This window comes from Phyllobacterium sp. (assembly GCF_037994405.1).
Taxonomy (GTDB): domain Bacteria; phylum Pseudomonadota; class Alphaproteobacteria; order Rhizobiales; family Rhizobiaceae; genus Phyllobacterium.
Genome location: NZ_JBBNAN010000410.1, coordinates 1 through 12855, shown reverse-complemented (window position 1 = coordinate 12855; position 12855 = coordinate 1). Strand labels below are relative to the sequence as shown.

Annotated in this window: 13 protein-coding genes and 1 pseudogene; 12 read left to right on the top strand and 2 right to left on the bottom strand. The window is 61.0% G+C overall.

Annotated elements, in window-relative coordinates; all coding sequences use genetic code 11:
- Positions 1-155, top strand: a 155-nt coding sequence (locus tag AAAC48_RS22615; RefSeq protein ID WP_340656347.1) for a lipocalin family protein, incomplete at its 5' end; no start/stop codon positions are given.
- Between the two features lie 194 nt (positions 156-349).
- Here the strand turns inward: AAAC48_RS22615 and AAAC48_RS22610 are convergent.
- Together AAAC48_RS22610 and AAAC48_RS22605 are read right to left on the bottom strand one after the other, a co-directional pair.
- Positions 350-712, bottom strand: a pseudogene (locus tag AAAC48_RS22610) (Chromate resistance protein ChrB).
- A 78-nt stretch (positions 713-790) separates the two neighbouring features.
- Positions 791-1579 carry a GNAT family N-acetyltransferase gene (locus AAAC48_RS22605; protein ID WP_340656343.1) on the bottom strand — a complete coding sequence of 263 codons (789 nt, stop codon included), beginning with the start codon at positions 1577-1579 and terminating at the stop codon, positions 791-793.
- Positions 1580-1826: 247 nt separating this feature from the next.
- Between AAAC48_RS22605 and AAAC48_RS22600 the strand changes: the two genes are divergently transcribed.
- The 11 genes from AAAC48_RS22600 to AAAC48_RS22550 all read left to right on the top strand — a co-directional run bounded on the left by AAAC48_RS22600 (position 1827) and on the right by AAAC48_RS22550 (position 12369).
- On the top strand, positions 1827-2618 hold the full coding sequence (locus AAAC48_RS22600) for a YbaK/EbsC family protein (protein ID WP_340656342.1): 792 nt from the start codon (positions 1827-1829) through the stop codon (positions 2616-2618).
- Positions 2619-2715: 97 nt separating this feature from the next.
- Positions 2716-4140, top strand: coding sequence for a type I glutamate--ammonia ligase (gene glnA, locus AAAC48_RS22595; protein WP_340656341.1), 1425 nt, complete (start codon positions 2716-2718; stop codon positions 4138-4140).
- 201 nt (positions 4141-4341) lie between these two features.
- The gene (locus tag AAAC48_RS22590; protein WP_340656346.1) at positions 4342-5031 is read left to right on the top strand and encodes an anhydro-N-acetylmuramic acid kinase; all 690 of its coding nucleotides are present in this window, start codon (positions 4342-4344) and stop codon (positions 5029-5031) included.
- 208 nt (positions 5032-5239) lie between these two features.
- Positions 5240-5581, top strand: a complete 342-nt coding sequence (locus tag AAAC48_RS22585) for a hypothetical protein (protein ID WP_340656340.1) — start codon at positions 5240-5242, stop codon at positions 5579-5581.
- A complete protein-coding gene (locus AAAC48_RS22580) occupies positions 5491-6810 on the top strand; it encodes an extracellular solute-binding protein (protein ID WP_340656345.1) in 1320 nt (439 codons plus the stop codon). The genes AAAC48_RS22585 and AAAC48_RS22580 overlap by 91 nt, the downstream gene beginning before the upstream one ends.
- Positions 6746-7921, top strand: coding sequence for a sugar ABC transporter permease (locus AAAC48_RS22575; RefSeq protein ID WP_340656339.1), 1176 nt, complete (start codon positions 6746-6748; stop codon positions 7919-7921). Before AAAC48_RS22580 ends, AAAC48_RS22575 begins: the two co-directional genes overlap by 65 nt.
- Entirely contained in the window at positions 7918-8991 is a 1074-nt protein-coding gene (locus AAAC48_RS22570; RefSeq protein WP_340656338.1) for a carbohydrate ABC transporter permease, read from the top strand. Before AAAC48_RS22575 ends, AAAC48_RS22570 begins: the two co-directional genes overlap by 4 nt.
- Complete coding sequence (locus tag AAAC48_RS22565) at positions 8988-9173, top strand: hypothetical protein (protein WP_340656337.1); 186 nt, start codon at positions 8988-8990, stop codon at positions 9171-9173. The genes AAAC48_RS22570 and AAAC48_RS22565 overlap by 4 nt, the downstream gene beginning before the upstream one ends.
- Entirely contained in the window at positions 9167-10105 is a 939-nt protein-coding gene (locus tag AAAC48_RS22560; protein WP_340656344.1) for an ABC transporter ATP-binding protein, read from the top strand. Before AAAC48_RS22565 ends, AAAC48_RS22560 begins: the two co-directional genes overlap by 7 nt.
- Before the next feature lie 205 nt (positions 10106-10310).
- A complete protein-coding gene (locus AAAC48_RS22555; RefSeq protein WP_340656336.1) occupies positions 10311-11180 on the top strand; it encodes a site-specific integrase in 870 nt (289 codons plus the stop codon).
- A 10-nt stretch (positions 11181-11190) separates the two neighbouring features.
- The gene (locus tag AAAC48_RS22550) at positions 11191-12369 is read left to right on the top strand and encodes an IS91 family transposase (protein WP_340656335.1); all 1179 of its coding nucleotides are present in this window, start codon (positions 11191-11193) and stop codon (positions 12367-12369) included.
- Positions 12370-12855: the final 486 nt, after the last annotated feature.

The window sequence follows — 12855 nt, the reverse complement described above, 5'->3', positions numbered from 1 at the left end:
GGCGCATCGAATTGCCATCTCGCAATCTCAATATTACCGCGACCGCGCTCAACCGCGAGGCGTGGATGGCGACGCGGACGCCCTATTGGGAAGGTCCAATAAGCTTCAAAGGCTCCCATACAGGGCGCGGATACCTCGAAATGACCGGTTACTGATTGTATTCAGCTCGCATCGACTTTGCCGTAAGATATTGGTCGAAAGACCGGGCGTCATCCAACCGTTTCCTCCGTAGCGGATGAAACTGCACTCTGATTCCTGCCGTGGAGCCGGTCGGAATATCACGCCAGCTTGCGCGGCGCTTTGGTGTGCCAGCAGTCAGCGTGTATCCCATTGTCAGTGTCGCCCATTCTTATCGGTTCTCGTCATGGGCGTCGAAAACACGTTGGGCGTAGCTGTTTAGCAACGCCTCGCAACCTTGCAATCGTTCTGCTGCTTCCTCAGCCAGTGTTGCACCGTAGAAGTCGAGTTTCCTGATCTTTTCAAGCCAGCCCTGTAGCTTCTTCAGGTCAGTATCATCCTCTTCGAGCTCGGCCTAGGTGAATTTGTTGATCTGGATTTCCTTGGCGATCTCGGTTTCGAAATCGGCACAGCGTCCAAGAAATTCGCGATACTGTTGGTCACGATCCGCCTTGAAGCGGGCGACAACCTTATCTCCCTGGCTACTGTAGGCGCGAGCGCGTAGAGATGCCGCTGCCGAGGAAACTGCGCAGATCCGCTGGCTTGTGTCGCGTCACGCCGCGATCTCGCCTTTGTCGTCCACAGGCGAGGAACCCTAGCCGCGAGCCGTTGGCTACGTTGTAAAGCGCGCGTCAACTACCGGCACCGCCAGGCCGCAGACAAGTGCCGGGTCGAAGCGCAGGCCGCACGATTCGATCATACGGCGCGAAGCCGTGTTGTCGGAGTGCACGAACTCGACGATAGCGTTTGCGCCCAGACCTTCGAACGCCGCCATGATCGCCAGCGCATTGATAGAGCGGCCGAGCCCACATCTACGCTGCTGCGCCGCGACCGTGATCAGCCCGACCCAAGCGGTGCCTTGATACTTACTGTGGGCATTGAAGGCCATGTTCGCATGTGCCGTCGCGACGATACGGCCATCGGTGTCGGCGAAGGCGACCGTGACTGCGGGCACGACCTTGCCGAGCAGCATCGCGCCGGAGAACGGCGCGATGCCATTTTCAGCCATGCAGAATTGAATAAGCCTGATCGCCTCGTCCTCGGGATCGTCGATCATGTCGACGCGTGTCAGGCCATCGGGCAGATCAGCTTCCAAAATTGACGTGCAGGCGGCGATTGCCGTGTCTCGATCAGCGCTGAAGACGCTCCACAGATCGAGTCGGTAGGACGGTCCCAGCTTCTCGCGGATTTCCTCGATCCGAGTGGTTGGCATCATGCGAAAGCCGAACACACCGTCGCGGGCGAGGCGGTCTTCGACGAAAACCCAGTCGATGCGGTCGAAATCATCGACGGAGAAGAACCTTCCCGCCTGCACGAGGCCGGGCGTGGCCGCAATCATCGCCTGCGCCTCGTCACATTGCCGCTGGAGACGTTGCTGTTTCTCAGTGCCGTAGTAGTTCATTGCCCCTCGCAGTGGTTCTGGTCGGCCGCTTGATATCGACAGCCAAGTTGTCCAGATTCGGCTCGCACATGCTAACTGTATTCGAGTCGGGCCTAGCGGTCGGCGCATTCGTGCGCTCCCATTCGAACCGCATCGGCGTCTAAGCCTAGCAGATTCGCTGGCTCGTGTCGCATCACGCCGCGATTGCAGCCTTGTCGTTCACCGACGATTTCCGTCGCGACCCCGTGATCTTCGACCCGATGGGGATATGGCGCAGGTATCCGGCCGCGATCTCCTCGGGCGACAGGCTCGGCGGGTGGATGTATCAGCGGGTGCTGCGTTCCTCGCCTTGCCGCCTCGGCGGCAGCGAGGGCCGCTTCGGTTGCCGTCGCCTTTATCGGTGCCTCGGCTCTTCTCGACGGATATCGTCGAGGGCATCGAAGTTATCGCAGCCGTTCTCGAAGGCGTCCGCAAATTGAACAGTTGGAACGCGAGAGCCCACGATGTGTTATATAAGACGGCTGAGCATTGTGAGGCGCCAGCATGGGGCCTCAAAGGTGGGATTGTGACCATTGCCTTGACACTCCAGGCATATCTCGATCGCAAGGGCGTCGAGTACGATCTGGTCGAGCACAGGCCGACTAGATCATCGATGTCTACCGCGCGCGCCTGCCACATCGCGGCCCGCTGCCTGGCCAAAGGCGTCGTGCTGCGCAGACGCGACGGCTATCTTCTGGCCATTCTACCGGCCTCTCGCCATGTGCGGCTCAGGAAACTCAAAGCGGCACTCGGGGAGGAACTGACGCTCGCTACGGGGCATGAGCTCGATCAGCTGATCCGGGATTGCGCACACGGCGCTGTTCCCCCGATCGGCGAGTGCTACGGGCTGGACGTCGTCATCGAGGACAGCGTCTTCGACCAACCGGAGGTTTACTTCGAGGGTGGCGATCACGCCACCCTCGTCCATATGAGCCAGGCACAGTTCGCGCGGCTCACGCGGGAGGCGCTTCATGGGAATTTCAGCGCTCGCGACCGAGGCCCGGCGCCCAAGGGCAACTGATCGAGTGATACCGCAGCCGATCGGCGGAAGAAGGGCCGGCGGCGCAGTCGAGGTCCGGCCTCGGTTCGACGGATCGATATGAGGAAGGGAGGCGGCGATGTCTTACAATGGCTATACCGGCCCGGATGACGTTCTCCGGACGATAAAGGACGGCGAGATCGCGATGATCGATCTGCGGTTCGCAGACCTTCCCGGTCTGTGGCAGCATTTTTCCGTGCCGCCGGGCGCCATCAGAGCGGACAGCTTCACCGATGGCATCGGCTTCGACGGCTCGTCCATCCGGGGCTTCCAGGAAATACAGGAAAGCGACATGCTTGTCGTGCCGAATCCAACCACCGCTTTCCTGGACCCGTTCACGGAGGCGCAGACGCTCGTCCTGATCTGCAATATTCTCGACCCAGTCAGCGCCCAACCCTATAGCCGGGACCCGCGCTTTATCGCACAGAAGGCCGAAACCTATCTCAAGGCGACCGGTATCGGCGATACGGCCTATTTCGGCCCGGAACTCGAGCACTTCGTCTTCAACGAGGTCCATTATGATCAGGGCACCAACTACGGCTACTACGAGATCGACGCCGTCGAGGCGAACTGGAATGCGAGGAGCGGAACTGGCCTCGGGCACAAGCTGCGCCCGAAAGAGGGCTATTTCCCCGTCCCGCCTGCCGACACCCTTCAGGACGCCCGCACCCGAATGGTGACGCTCCTCGAGCGAATCGGCATTGAGGTCGAGGCACACCACCACGAGGTCGCGACCGGCGGCCAGGGCGAGATCGATATGCGCTTTGCGACGCTGACGCGCATGGCCGACAGCGTGATGATCTATAAATACGTCGTGAAGAATGTCGCGCGCAGCCGCGGCATGACCGCAACCTTCATGCCGAAACCCCTGTTTGGAGACAACGGCTCGGGCATGCACGTCCATCAGAGCATCTGGCAGGAAGATCGCCCGATCTTTGCCGGCGACGGCTATGCCGGCTCCAGCGAAGTGATGCGCTACTATATCGGCGGACTGCTCAAGCACGCGCCGGCACTGCTCGCCATCTGCGCTCCGACCGTCAATTCATACCGGCGGCTCGTGCCGGGTTTCGAAGCGCCGGTCAATCTCGGCTATTCGCAGCGCAACCGCTCTGCGGCGTGCCGGATCCCGATGTACTCGCTCAACCCCAGGAGCAAGCGGGTGGAGTTCCGCTGCCCGGATCCCTCCTGCAATCCGTATCTGGCCTTCGCCGCCATGCTCATGGCCGGCCTCGACGGCATCCGCAGCCGCATCGATCCGGGAGATCCGATCGACAAGAACCTCTACGATCTGCCGCCGATAGAACGCGCCGCAATCCCGTCGACACCGGCCTCGCTCGGCGAGGCTCTCGATGCGCTGCAGGCGGACTGCAAGTTCCTGCTTGCGGGAGACGTGTTCACGACGGACGTCGTCGAGACCTATGTGCACTACAAGCGCTCGCACGAGATCACGGAGATACGCATGCGCCCGCATCCATACGAGTTTGTTCTCTACTATGACGTTTAGGCCTTGCAGAGGATTTGACTGTTTGACTTTGCCCCGGCCGGACACCGGAACAGAGCGGCCCCCCTCTCTTGCGTTTTTCAACATCCTAGCCGAGCCCCGCCAAGCCGGAAGGATGAGTGCTTGCGATGGAGGCAACGCTAAGGCGTCATCCGACAATAACTACACCGCGAGGTTGGGCTCGATGGTGTAGTCCCAGTTGCCATAAAAGCCTGTCGAAGACATATTGCTTGGCCTTGCGTACGCTCGTTTCCAGCAATTCATCGAGCGTCGCACCGACGCAACCTGCGTAACCCAACAGATATTCACAAATTTGCTCACACTACCTGCGAAGTTGTTCTACAATCTCTGGGCAGGCCCTATGACAAGGACGGCGAAGTCGCCTCCAAGGGCAAGGTCGCCGACATGCTGATGGCGAGATTGAAAGAGCACGACTTCTTCAAGCGACCGATCCCGCGGAGCGCCTGGCGTCTCGACTTCGGCTCCTCCTATCTCGACCGCCAGATGGAGGAGTTCAGTCATCTTTCGACAGAGGATTTGCTGGAGACTTTGACCGAGTTTGCCGCGTACGCAATCACGCGTTCGATCACCGACAACGTCAAAATGCTGAGCGAAATATCGGTGATCATGGCCAGCGGCGGAGGCACCCGGAATCATTACCTGATGAGGCTGCGGGAATACATGCCGAAGGGTCTGCGCCTAACGACATCTGACGAGTCTGGCGTTCCGGCGCAGTTCAGGAAGGCGATTAAGTTTGCGACGCTTGCCTACGCCACGGTCAACCAGCTCGCCAACAACATACCCGCTGCTTCCAGCGCGACCCGGTTTGGAATCCTTGGCAAGCTGGTGCAGCCGCCCCGCCTTGCAAAGGGAGTAACCGAATATGCGGCTTAAGGAGTCGAGCCAACCTGGCCTTGATGGAGGATCGGCGAAAGGACAGGCTTACGGCCCGAAGACCGCAACTGTCAGGAGGGGAACCGCCAGGCGAAAGACACGGCTAGCCTAACCATATCCAGGCCCAACGGTATCTATGTCCTTGAAAAGGCATTGGTGTAGGAATCAATGACATCAGGGCGAGCGAACCAACAAAGGGAGGTAACGAATGAACCACGTTGGAAAACTTTTGAGCCCACTCCTTATCGGCGCAATGGCGATGGCCTGTGTCGCGGCGAGCGGGCCTGCGGCAGCGCAGAAAATGTATGACGGCGTCACGGTCAGGATCATGACCCGGCCCGGACCGGTTATTGCCCAGCATCTTGTCGAGCGCGGCAAGGAATTCACCGAGATGACCGGGGCGAAGATCGAGGTCGCCGAGGTCCCGTTCGCGGAGCTGTTCCAGAAACTTCTCACCGACTGGGCGACCGCCACCAACTCCATCGACGTCGGCGTATTGCTTCGAGCTGGGCGCCCGAATATGTCGACGCCGGTCTACTCCAGGACCTGACCGACTATGTCGCGAAGGACACCAAGATCGACATCAACGACATTGCTCCGTTCTTCCGCGAGTATAACCAGAAGGTCGGCGGCAAGACCTACCTGATCACCGTCGATGGCGACTTCCAGATGGTCTATTACCGCAAGGACATTCTGGACCAGATGGGCTTGAAGCCGCCGCGCACCTGGGACGAGTATCATGCGGTTGCTGCAGCGACCAACGGCAAGGACCTGAATGGCGACGGCAAGCCGGATTTCGGCTCCTGCATGTTCAAGAAGCGGAACGCGCAGTCATACTTCGCCCTCATGTCGATCGCTGCCGCCTACGTTCAGACTCAGGGCACCGGTGAGGGCATGTTCTTCGATCCCGCGACCATGAAGCCCTTGGTCAATAACGAAGCCTGGGCTGAGGCCTTCAAGGTCTACAAGAAGAACGGCGAATACGGACCACCCGATGAGCTCAACCACGACATCGGCGACACCCGGGCGCTCGTCACGACTGGTCGCTGTGCATTGGCCATCGACTGGGGCGACATCGGCCCCCTGTCTCTCGACCCGGGCGGCGAGCCGATCAAGAACAAGATGGGCGCCATAGTCATGATGGGCACCAAGAATGTGCTCGACAGGGCCACCGGCAAGCTCGTCGACTGCGATGCCACCCGTTGCCCGCATGCGATCGACGGCATCAACTACTCTCCTTTCGCGGCGTTCGGTGGCTGGACCGGCGGCATCAACGCCAAGGCTGACGACAAGGTGAAACAGGCCGGCTATGACTTCCTGTCCTACATGAACCAGGCCGCCCAATCGAATGTCGACGTGACGATGGGCTGGACTGGTTACAACCCGTACCGCAACTCGCAGCTCGACAATCTCGAGCCGTGGATCAAGGCCGGGTTCACAGAGGAGTCAGCCAAGAACTATCTTGGCGCCATCAAAGACAGCCTGAATAACCCGAACATGGCCTCGGACCTCAAGATCCCGGGGACCGCCGAGTATCAGGGTGTCGTGCTTGACCGCGAGCTCGCTCGCTTCCTTGCCGGCGAGATCACTGCTGAAGAGGCGGTGGCGAACGTCGAGACCGGCTGGGAAGAGATCACCGAGCGTTTGGGCCGGGACAAGCAGAAGAACCTGTACAAGTCCTCGCTCGGCATCACATACTATGGGTTGAGAGTCAGTGACCTCCGGTACTGGACCAACGACAACTCGTCAGCTGGGGCGTGTCGCCCCGGCCGGCCTTAATACTTCCGTCACGACGAGGGCGAGGCTGAACGAGTGGCTCGACCGCCAGTCGCGCCAGCTTTTCATCGCCCCCGCCGTGATCATGATTCTCATCTTCTCGGTATTCCCGACGATAGCGTCGCTGGTGCTCGCCTTCTCCAACATCCGCCTCAGAGCCGGTTCCTATCAGGTCCAGTTCGTCGGCCTGAGGAACTTCCGGAAGCAGTTCTTCGGCACCGAGCAGTTCCATTTCCTCGGGACCTTCACCAGCATCAGCCTGCTTGGCTGGATCGTCACGATCGCGAGCGCGGCCGGCCTCATCTGGTGGCTCTACCGCTATGCCAAGCGAGGCTTCGCGATCCTCGGCTTTATTGGCCGGCTGATCACCGCCAGCGTGGGATTCGGACTGGCGCTTCTCTTTTCCGCGACGCTGTTCAGCGGCAATCCGTTCGGCACGCTCGGCGTGACCATCTTCTACGTGCTCGTCGGGTGCACCATCCAGTTCCTGATCGGCCTTGGCCTCGCCGTTCTTTGCGCCCAGCCGATTAAGGGCCGGACCTTCTTCCGCGTCGTCTTCTTCATCCCCTCGATGATAACGCCGATCGGCATCGGCTACAGCTTCCGCATGCTGGCGGACACGACCAAGGGTCCGTTCTCGCCGGTTTGGCAGTGGATCGGCCTCGGTGACTTCGGCTGGGCTAACCATGCCTGGACTGCCCGCTTGTTCATCGTGATCGGCGATTCCTGGCAGTGGATCCCGTTCATCTTCGTCATCCTGCTTGCGGCGCTTGAGAATGTTTCCCGTGATCAGGTGGAGGCCGGCCAGGTCGACGGTGCCAGCGGATGGCAGCTGTTCAAGGAAATAACCTGGCCGCAAATTGCGCCGGTTGCCGCCACGGTGATGCTGATCAGGGTCATCGAGGCCTTCAAGCTGGTCGACCTCCCCAACATCATGACGTCCGGAGGCCCCGGCATCGCGACCGAGTCAATGACGCTTCATTCATTCTTTGCATGGCGGGCGCTGAACCTCGGGGATTCTGCGGCGATCGCCTACCTACTTCTGTTCGTGACGGTGGTGTTGTGCGTCTCCTTCTTCAATCTCCTCGTCCTCAAGCGATTGAGGCCGGCATGATCACGCAAGACATCCGGATGTCACCCCAGAGATCCCTGCTCAGGCGGTGGTTCGAGCCGAAGTCGATCAAGGAGATGGCGCCGGCCACGGCCGTCATCGTCTACGGCCTCCTGATCCTTTGGGCGGTGTTCGTCCTGTTTCCGCTCTATTGGCTCCTGATCACGTCGTTCAAGTTGCCAGCCGACGTCAACGCCGGCCCAGTCTACCTGCCCTGGATCGACTTCACGCCGAGCCTGCATGCATGGCGCGAGTTGTTTGTCTTCGACTACGAGGACACGCTGAGGGCCTACATCAACTCGATCATCATTGCGCTTCTCGCCACAGCCCTTTGCGTCACCATCGGCTCGATGGCCGCCTATGCCTTGGGGCGCATTCAGTACAAGCCCAAATTCGCGACGATCGTTCTCTTCGTTCTCTGCTTGGTCGCGATGGCGGGGGTGGTCGGCCGTTGGGGGGTCGATTGGCGCCTGTCGCTTGCCGTCGCGCTCGCGGTCTTCTTCGTTCTCGCCCGCGCTGTTGGTCGCCATTTCAAGGCCACGCTGGGGAATGGAGATATCCTGTTCTGGATGATCTCGCAGCGCATTCTGCCGCCGATCGTCGCCGTCATTCCGATCTACATGATGTTTCAGAGCGTTCGGCTGCTCGACACCCACATCGCGCAGATCCTCGCCTACACGGTAGTCAACCTGCCGATCGTCGTTTGGCTGATGTATGACTTCTTCGTCACCATTCCGACCGACCTCGACGAGAGCGCGCAGCTCGACGGCGCCACCCGATTTACCACCTTCGTCGAGATCATCCTGCCCTTGGCGAAGCCCGGTCTCGCGGCGACGACGCTGCTGGTGCTGATCCTGTGCTGGAACGAGTATCTGCTGTCGCTGTTCCTTTCGACGTCCAATGCGCAGACCATGCCTATCCTGGTCGCCGCCATGAATGCGGGCGAGCGCGGCATCCTGTGGTGGAGCATGGCGGTGGTCATCATCGTCATGATCATTCCGGTCGTACTGATGGCGCTCGTGCTTCAGCGCTTCATTTCCAAGGGGATACTGTTGGGGGCGGTGAAGGGATGAACGTGGAAGCGAGGGGCATCGACACCGGTCATCGAGCGCAGCGGCTGTCGCTGCGCAGCCTGAACAAATCGTTCGGTGCGGTTCACGTCGTCAAGGATCTCAGTATCGACGTTGGGCCGGGTGAGTTTCTGGTGCTGCTCGGGCCCTCGGTTGCGGCAAGACCACCGGGCTTCGGATCATAGCCGGCCTGGAAACCGCCGATTCGGGGCAGGTGGTGCTCGGCGATACCGACGTCACCAACATACTGCCGAAGTACCGCGACGTGGCGATGGTGTTCCAGTCCTATGCCCTCTATCCGCACAAGACCGTCGCCGAGAACATCGATTTTCCGCTGAAGGTCCGTGGTGTGTCGAAGCAGGAGCGGGAGCTCGCTGTCCGCGACGCTGCTGCGCAGGTCCATATGGAGGATCTCCTCGACCGATACCCGCGCCAGCTGTCGGGCGGCCAGCGTCAGCGCGTGGCCCTGGCAAGGGCCATCGTGCGGCGGCCCTCGGCCTTCCTGATGGACGAGCCGCTTTCCAACCTCGATGCGAAGCTCCGCGGCTTCATGCGCGCCGAGCTCAAGCGCATGCAGCACCAGCTCGGGGTGACCACCGTCTACGTCACCCACGATCAGGTCGAGGCCATGACCCTTGCGCATCGCGTTGCGATCATGGACCGCGGTGTGCTGCAGCAGATCGGCACCCCCCGCGAGGTCTATGATCGCCCGGCGAACCTGTTCGTCGCCGGCTTCATGGGCTCGCCGCCGATGAATTTCCTGCGCGGGCGGATCGAGAACAATCGCTTCGAGAGCCACGGTGTGAGCCTGCCGGTGGCAGCAGATAAGGGAACCATGGCCAAGGATGTGGTCATGGGCTTCCGCGCGGAAGACGCCGACATCGTCAAGCCCGGCGCTGGTCTGTTCGATGCTACGGTCTACGCCGCTGAGCCTACCGGCGACGTGACGTTGGTCACGCTCGTGGTGGGCAAGGAGAGCCTGTCGGTCAAAATGCCGAGGGATTACGACATCGACTTCGACAAGGCCGTTGCCGTGCACTTTCCGCTCGATCGAGGCTTTCTGTTCGACGCCCATTCAGGTGTGCGCCTGGCGGCCCGGCTTGTGTCCGTATCCTGACCGATTCTTGCAGGCTTCAAGCCTGCATCTGGTGACAACAGAGCGGTTCATTGATTGACTGAATCGGAGAGGGATTCCCAATCTGTCGAATATGTGATTGAACTAAACCGCTGACGCGGTAGTGCGCACACTGGGCTGGCGTGAGGAAGCCCCTGCCTGAGAAGATGTGGTTGTCAAAGCCAACTCTCAGACAGGAGAACCCCAGATGGCCCAGATGAGCCCTCTACGTCAGCGGATGATCGAAGATCTGACGATCCGCAATTTGTCACCGGCGACGCAACGATCCTACGTGCATCACGTCGAGAAGTTCAGCCGCTTTTTTGGACGATCGCCCGATCGGCTGGGATACGAAGAGGTGCGCGCTTATCAGGCGCACTTGGTGGGTCGAAGGGTCTCTTGGGGCGCGTTGAACCAGACGGTGTGTGCCCTGCGTTTTTTCTACGGGGTGACGCTGGGTCGATCCGATCTGCCTGAGCGGATCCCATACGCCAGGACGCCACGCAAGTTACCGGTCGTGCTGAGCGCCGATGAAGTGGTTGGTTTTCTTCAAGCCGTAAAGGGAACGAAGAACCGGGTCGCTCTGACCACCACGTACGCTGCCGGTTTACGCGCCTCGGAAACGGCGCGCCTGAAGGTGTCCGATATCGATAGTGGCCGGATGGTCATTCGGATCGAGCATGGCAAGGGCGACAAGGATCGCTATGTGATGTTGTCGCCGCAGTTGCTGGGGATCTTGCGAACCTATTGGCGGCTGACCAAGCCAGGGCGGTGGCTGTTTCCCCGGCGCGACGGCGGCGGTCCGATGGACGCACAGACATTGAATGTAGCCTGTCGAGTGGCGTGCGAGTTCCTGGACATTGAGAAGCGGGTGACGGTGCACACCCTGCGTCACAGCTTCGCAACCCATCTGCTGGAAGCAGGCACGGACATCCGCATCATTCAAGTGCTGCTCGGCCATAGCAGCCTGGCGACGACGACGCTTTACGCCCAGGTATCCACGGCTGTGATCGGCCGGACCGCCAGTCCTCTTGACCAGCTACGTATCGAGGTCATGCCGTCCGGCACGCCTGGCTGAGCCGTGCGCCGTGCGTCCGGATCTGGAAGTGGCGGATGTATTCCACCACCACGGGGCCGACTATCGCCGCGAACACGACGGCCGTCTTGGGCGCGTCGAGCGCCGGATCATGGCGGCGGTTGAGGCGTGCCGGACTGCAGCCCTGGGCGGTCACGTCGAACACTGCGCCGACTGCGGCCTTGTGCGCCAAGCCTATAATTCCTGCCGCAACCGCCATTGTCCCAAGTGTCAGGGACTGGCTCGCGCCCAGTGGCTGGCCGAGCGTCAGGCCGAGCTGCTGCCGGTCCCATACTTCCACGTGGTCTTCACCGTGCCGGCGCAGGTCGCCGAGATCGCTTTCCATAACAAGGCGGCGGTCTATGCCATCTTGTTCAAGGCCGCGTCCGAAGCCTTGAGGGTGGCTGCCGCCGATCCCAAACATCTGGGCGCTGAGATCGGCGTGGTCAGTGTGCTGCACACCTGGGGCCAGAATCTGCGCCATCATCCGCATGTCCACTGCGTCGTGCCAGGTGGCGGCCTGTCACGGGACGGCCAGCACTGGGTCGCTTGCCGACCCGGATTCTTCCTGCCCGTGCGGGTCCTGTCGCGCCTGTTCAGGCGACTGTTCCTGGAGCACCTGCGGGAGGCCTTCGAGGCCGGCCAGCTCCACTTCTTCAGCGATCTCGCTGATCTGGCCGACCCTGTCGTTTTCTCCGCTCACCTGGCCGGGCTGCGGCGGATCGAGTGGGTCGTCTACGCCAAGCCGCCCTTCGGCGGGCCTGCACAAGTCCTCGCCTATCTTGGCCGCTACACCCATCGAGTTGCAATCGCCAACAGCCGCCTCGTCAGCCTTGAGCAGGGAAAGGTCAGCTTTCGCTGGAAGGACTATCGCCACCACGACAAGTCCAAGCTCATGACTTTACGCGCCGATGAGTTCATCCGGCGCTTCCTGCTGCACGCCCTTCCCGACGGATTCCATCGCATCCGTCACTACGGTCTCTTCGCCAACGGCTGCCGTGCCGCCAAGCTCGCCCAATGTCGTCTTCTGCTGGCGGCACCTGCGCCGCCGCCTGCGCCGACGGCTAACTATCGCGAACGCTACCGCTGCCTCACAGGCCGCTCCCTCGATATCTGTCCGGGTTGTGGTGGCGCCATGGTCCCGTTCGGCCCGTTGCCGCGCAGGGCCCAAGCCTGGCCAGACACCTCATGACCCGCCGCGCATCGCCAGCCTCTCACAGTCCATCCCGGCGTCCACCCCAGTCGCCGCCGGGTATCCGCGTGCCACCAGCCAACACCGTGCGCCAGTCATCGACAGCAACGCCAAGCCCGAGCTGCGACGGCCCAACGGTGCTGTGTTCAGCGTCTCAGACGATCCCGCAACGCCACTCCGGCGGACCCTCCAGCCCTACCGGTCAGTCCAGTTCCCGCGTCTCGGACACACCGCAAAGTCCTAAATCCCCATAGCCAGATCGCCCTCCCGCGGTTCTGTTCAATCAGGCTTCAAAGAGGTCGCGACCCACGCACCGCCCTACCGTTTGCGTTCGCGCCCCCGACCTCTCAGAAACCTCTTGATTCAAGATGTTGGCTGGAAGGAAGGAGGCCAGCATCGGATGACACGAGCCCTTTCAAACGACCTTCGCGAGCGTGTCGTTGCTGCGGTTGTCTCAGGAGAGAGTAGCCGCAGTGTTGCGGCACG

Coding starts and splice junctions, on each gene's coding strand:
- AAAC48_RS22605 (WP_340656343.1), bottom strand. CDS start 1,579: ATGAACTACTACGGCACTGAGAAACAGCAACGTCTCCAGCGGCAATGT.
- AAAC48_RS22600 (WP_340656342.1), top strand. CDS start 1,827: ATGGCGCAGGTATCCGGCCGCGATCTCCTCGGGCGACAGGCTCGGCGG.
- glnA (WP_340656341.1), top strand. CDS start 2,716: ATGTCTTACAATGGCTATACCGGCCCGGATGACGTTCTCCGGACGATA.
- AAAC48_RS22585 (WP_340656340.1), top strand. CDS start 5,240: ATGAACCACGTTGGAAAACTTTTGAGCCCACTCCTTATCGGCGCAATG.
- AAAC48_RS22570 (WP_340656338.1), top strand. CDS start 7,918: ATGATCACGCAAGACATCCGGATGTCACCCCAGAGATCCCTGCTCAGG.
- AAAC48_RS22565 (WP_340656337.1), top strand. CDS start 8,988: ATGAACGTGGAAGCGAGGGGCATCGACACCGGTCATCGAGCGCAGCGG.
- AAAC48_RS22555 (WP_340656336.1), top strand. CDS start 10,311: ATGGCCCAGATGAGCCCTCTACGTCAGCGGATGATCGAAGATCTGACG.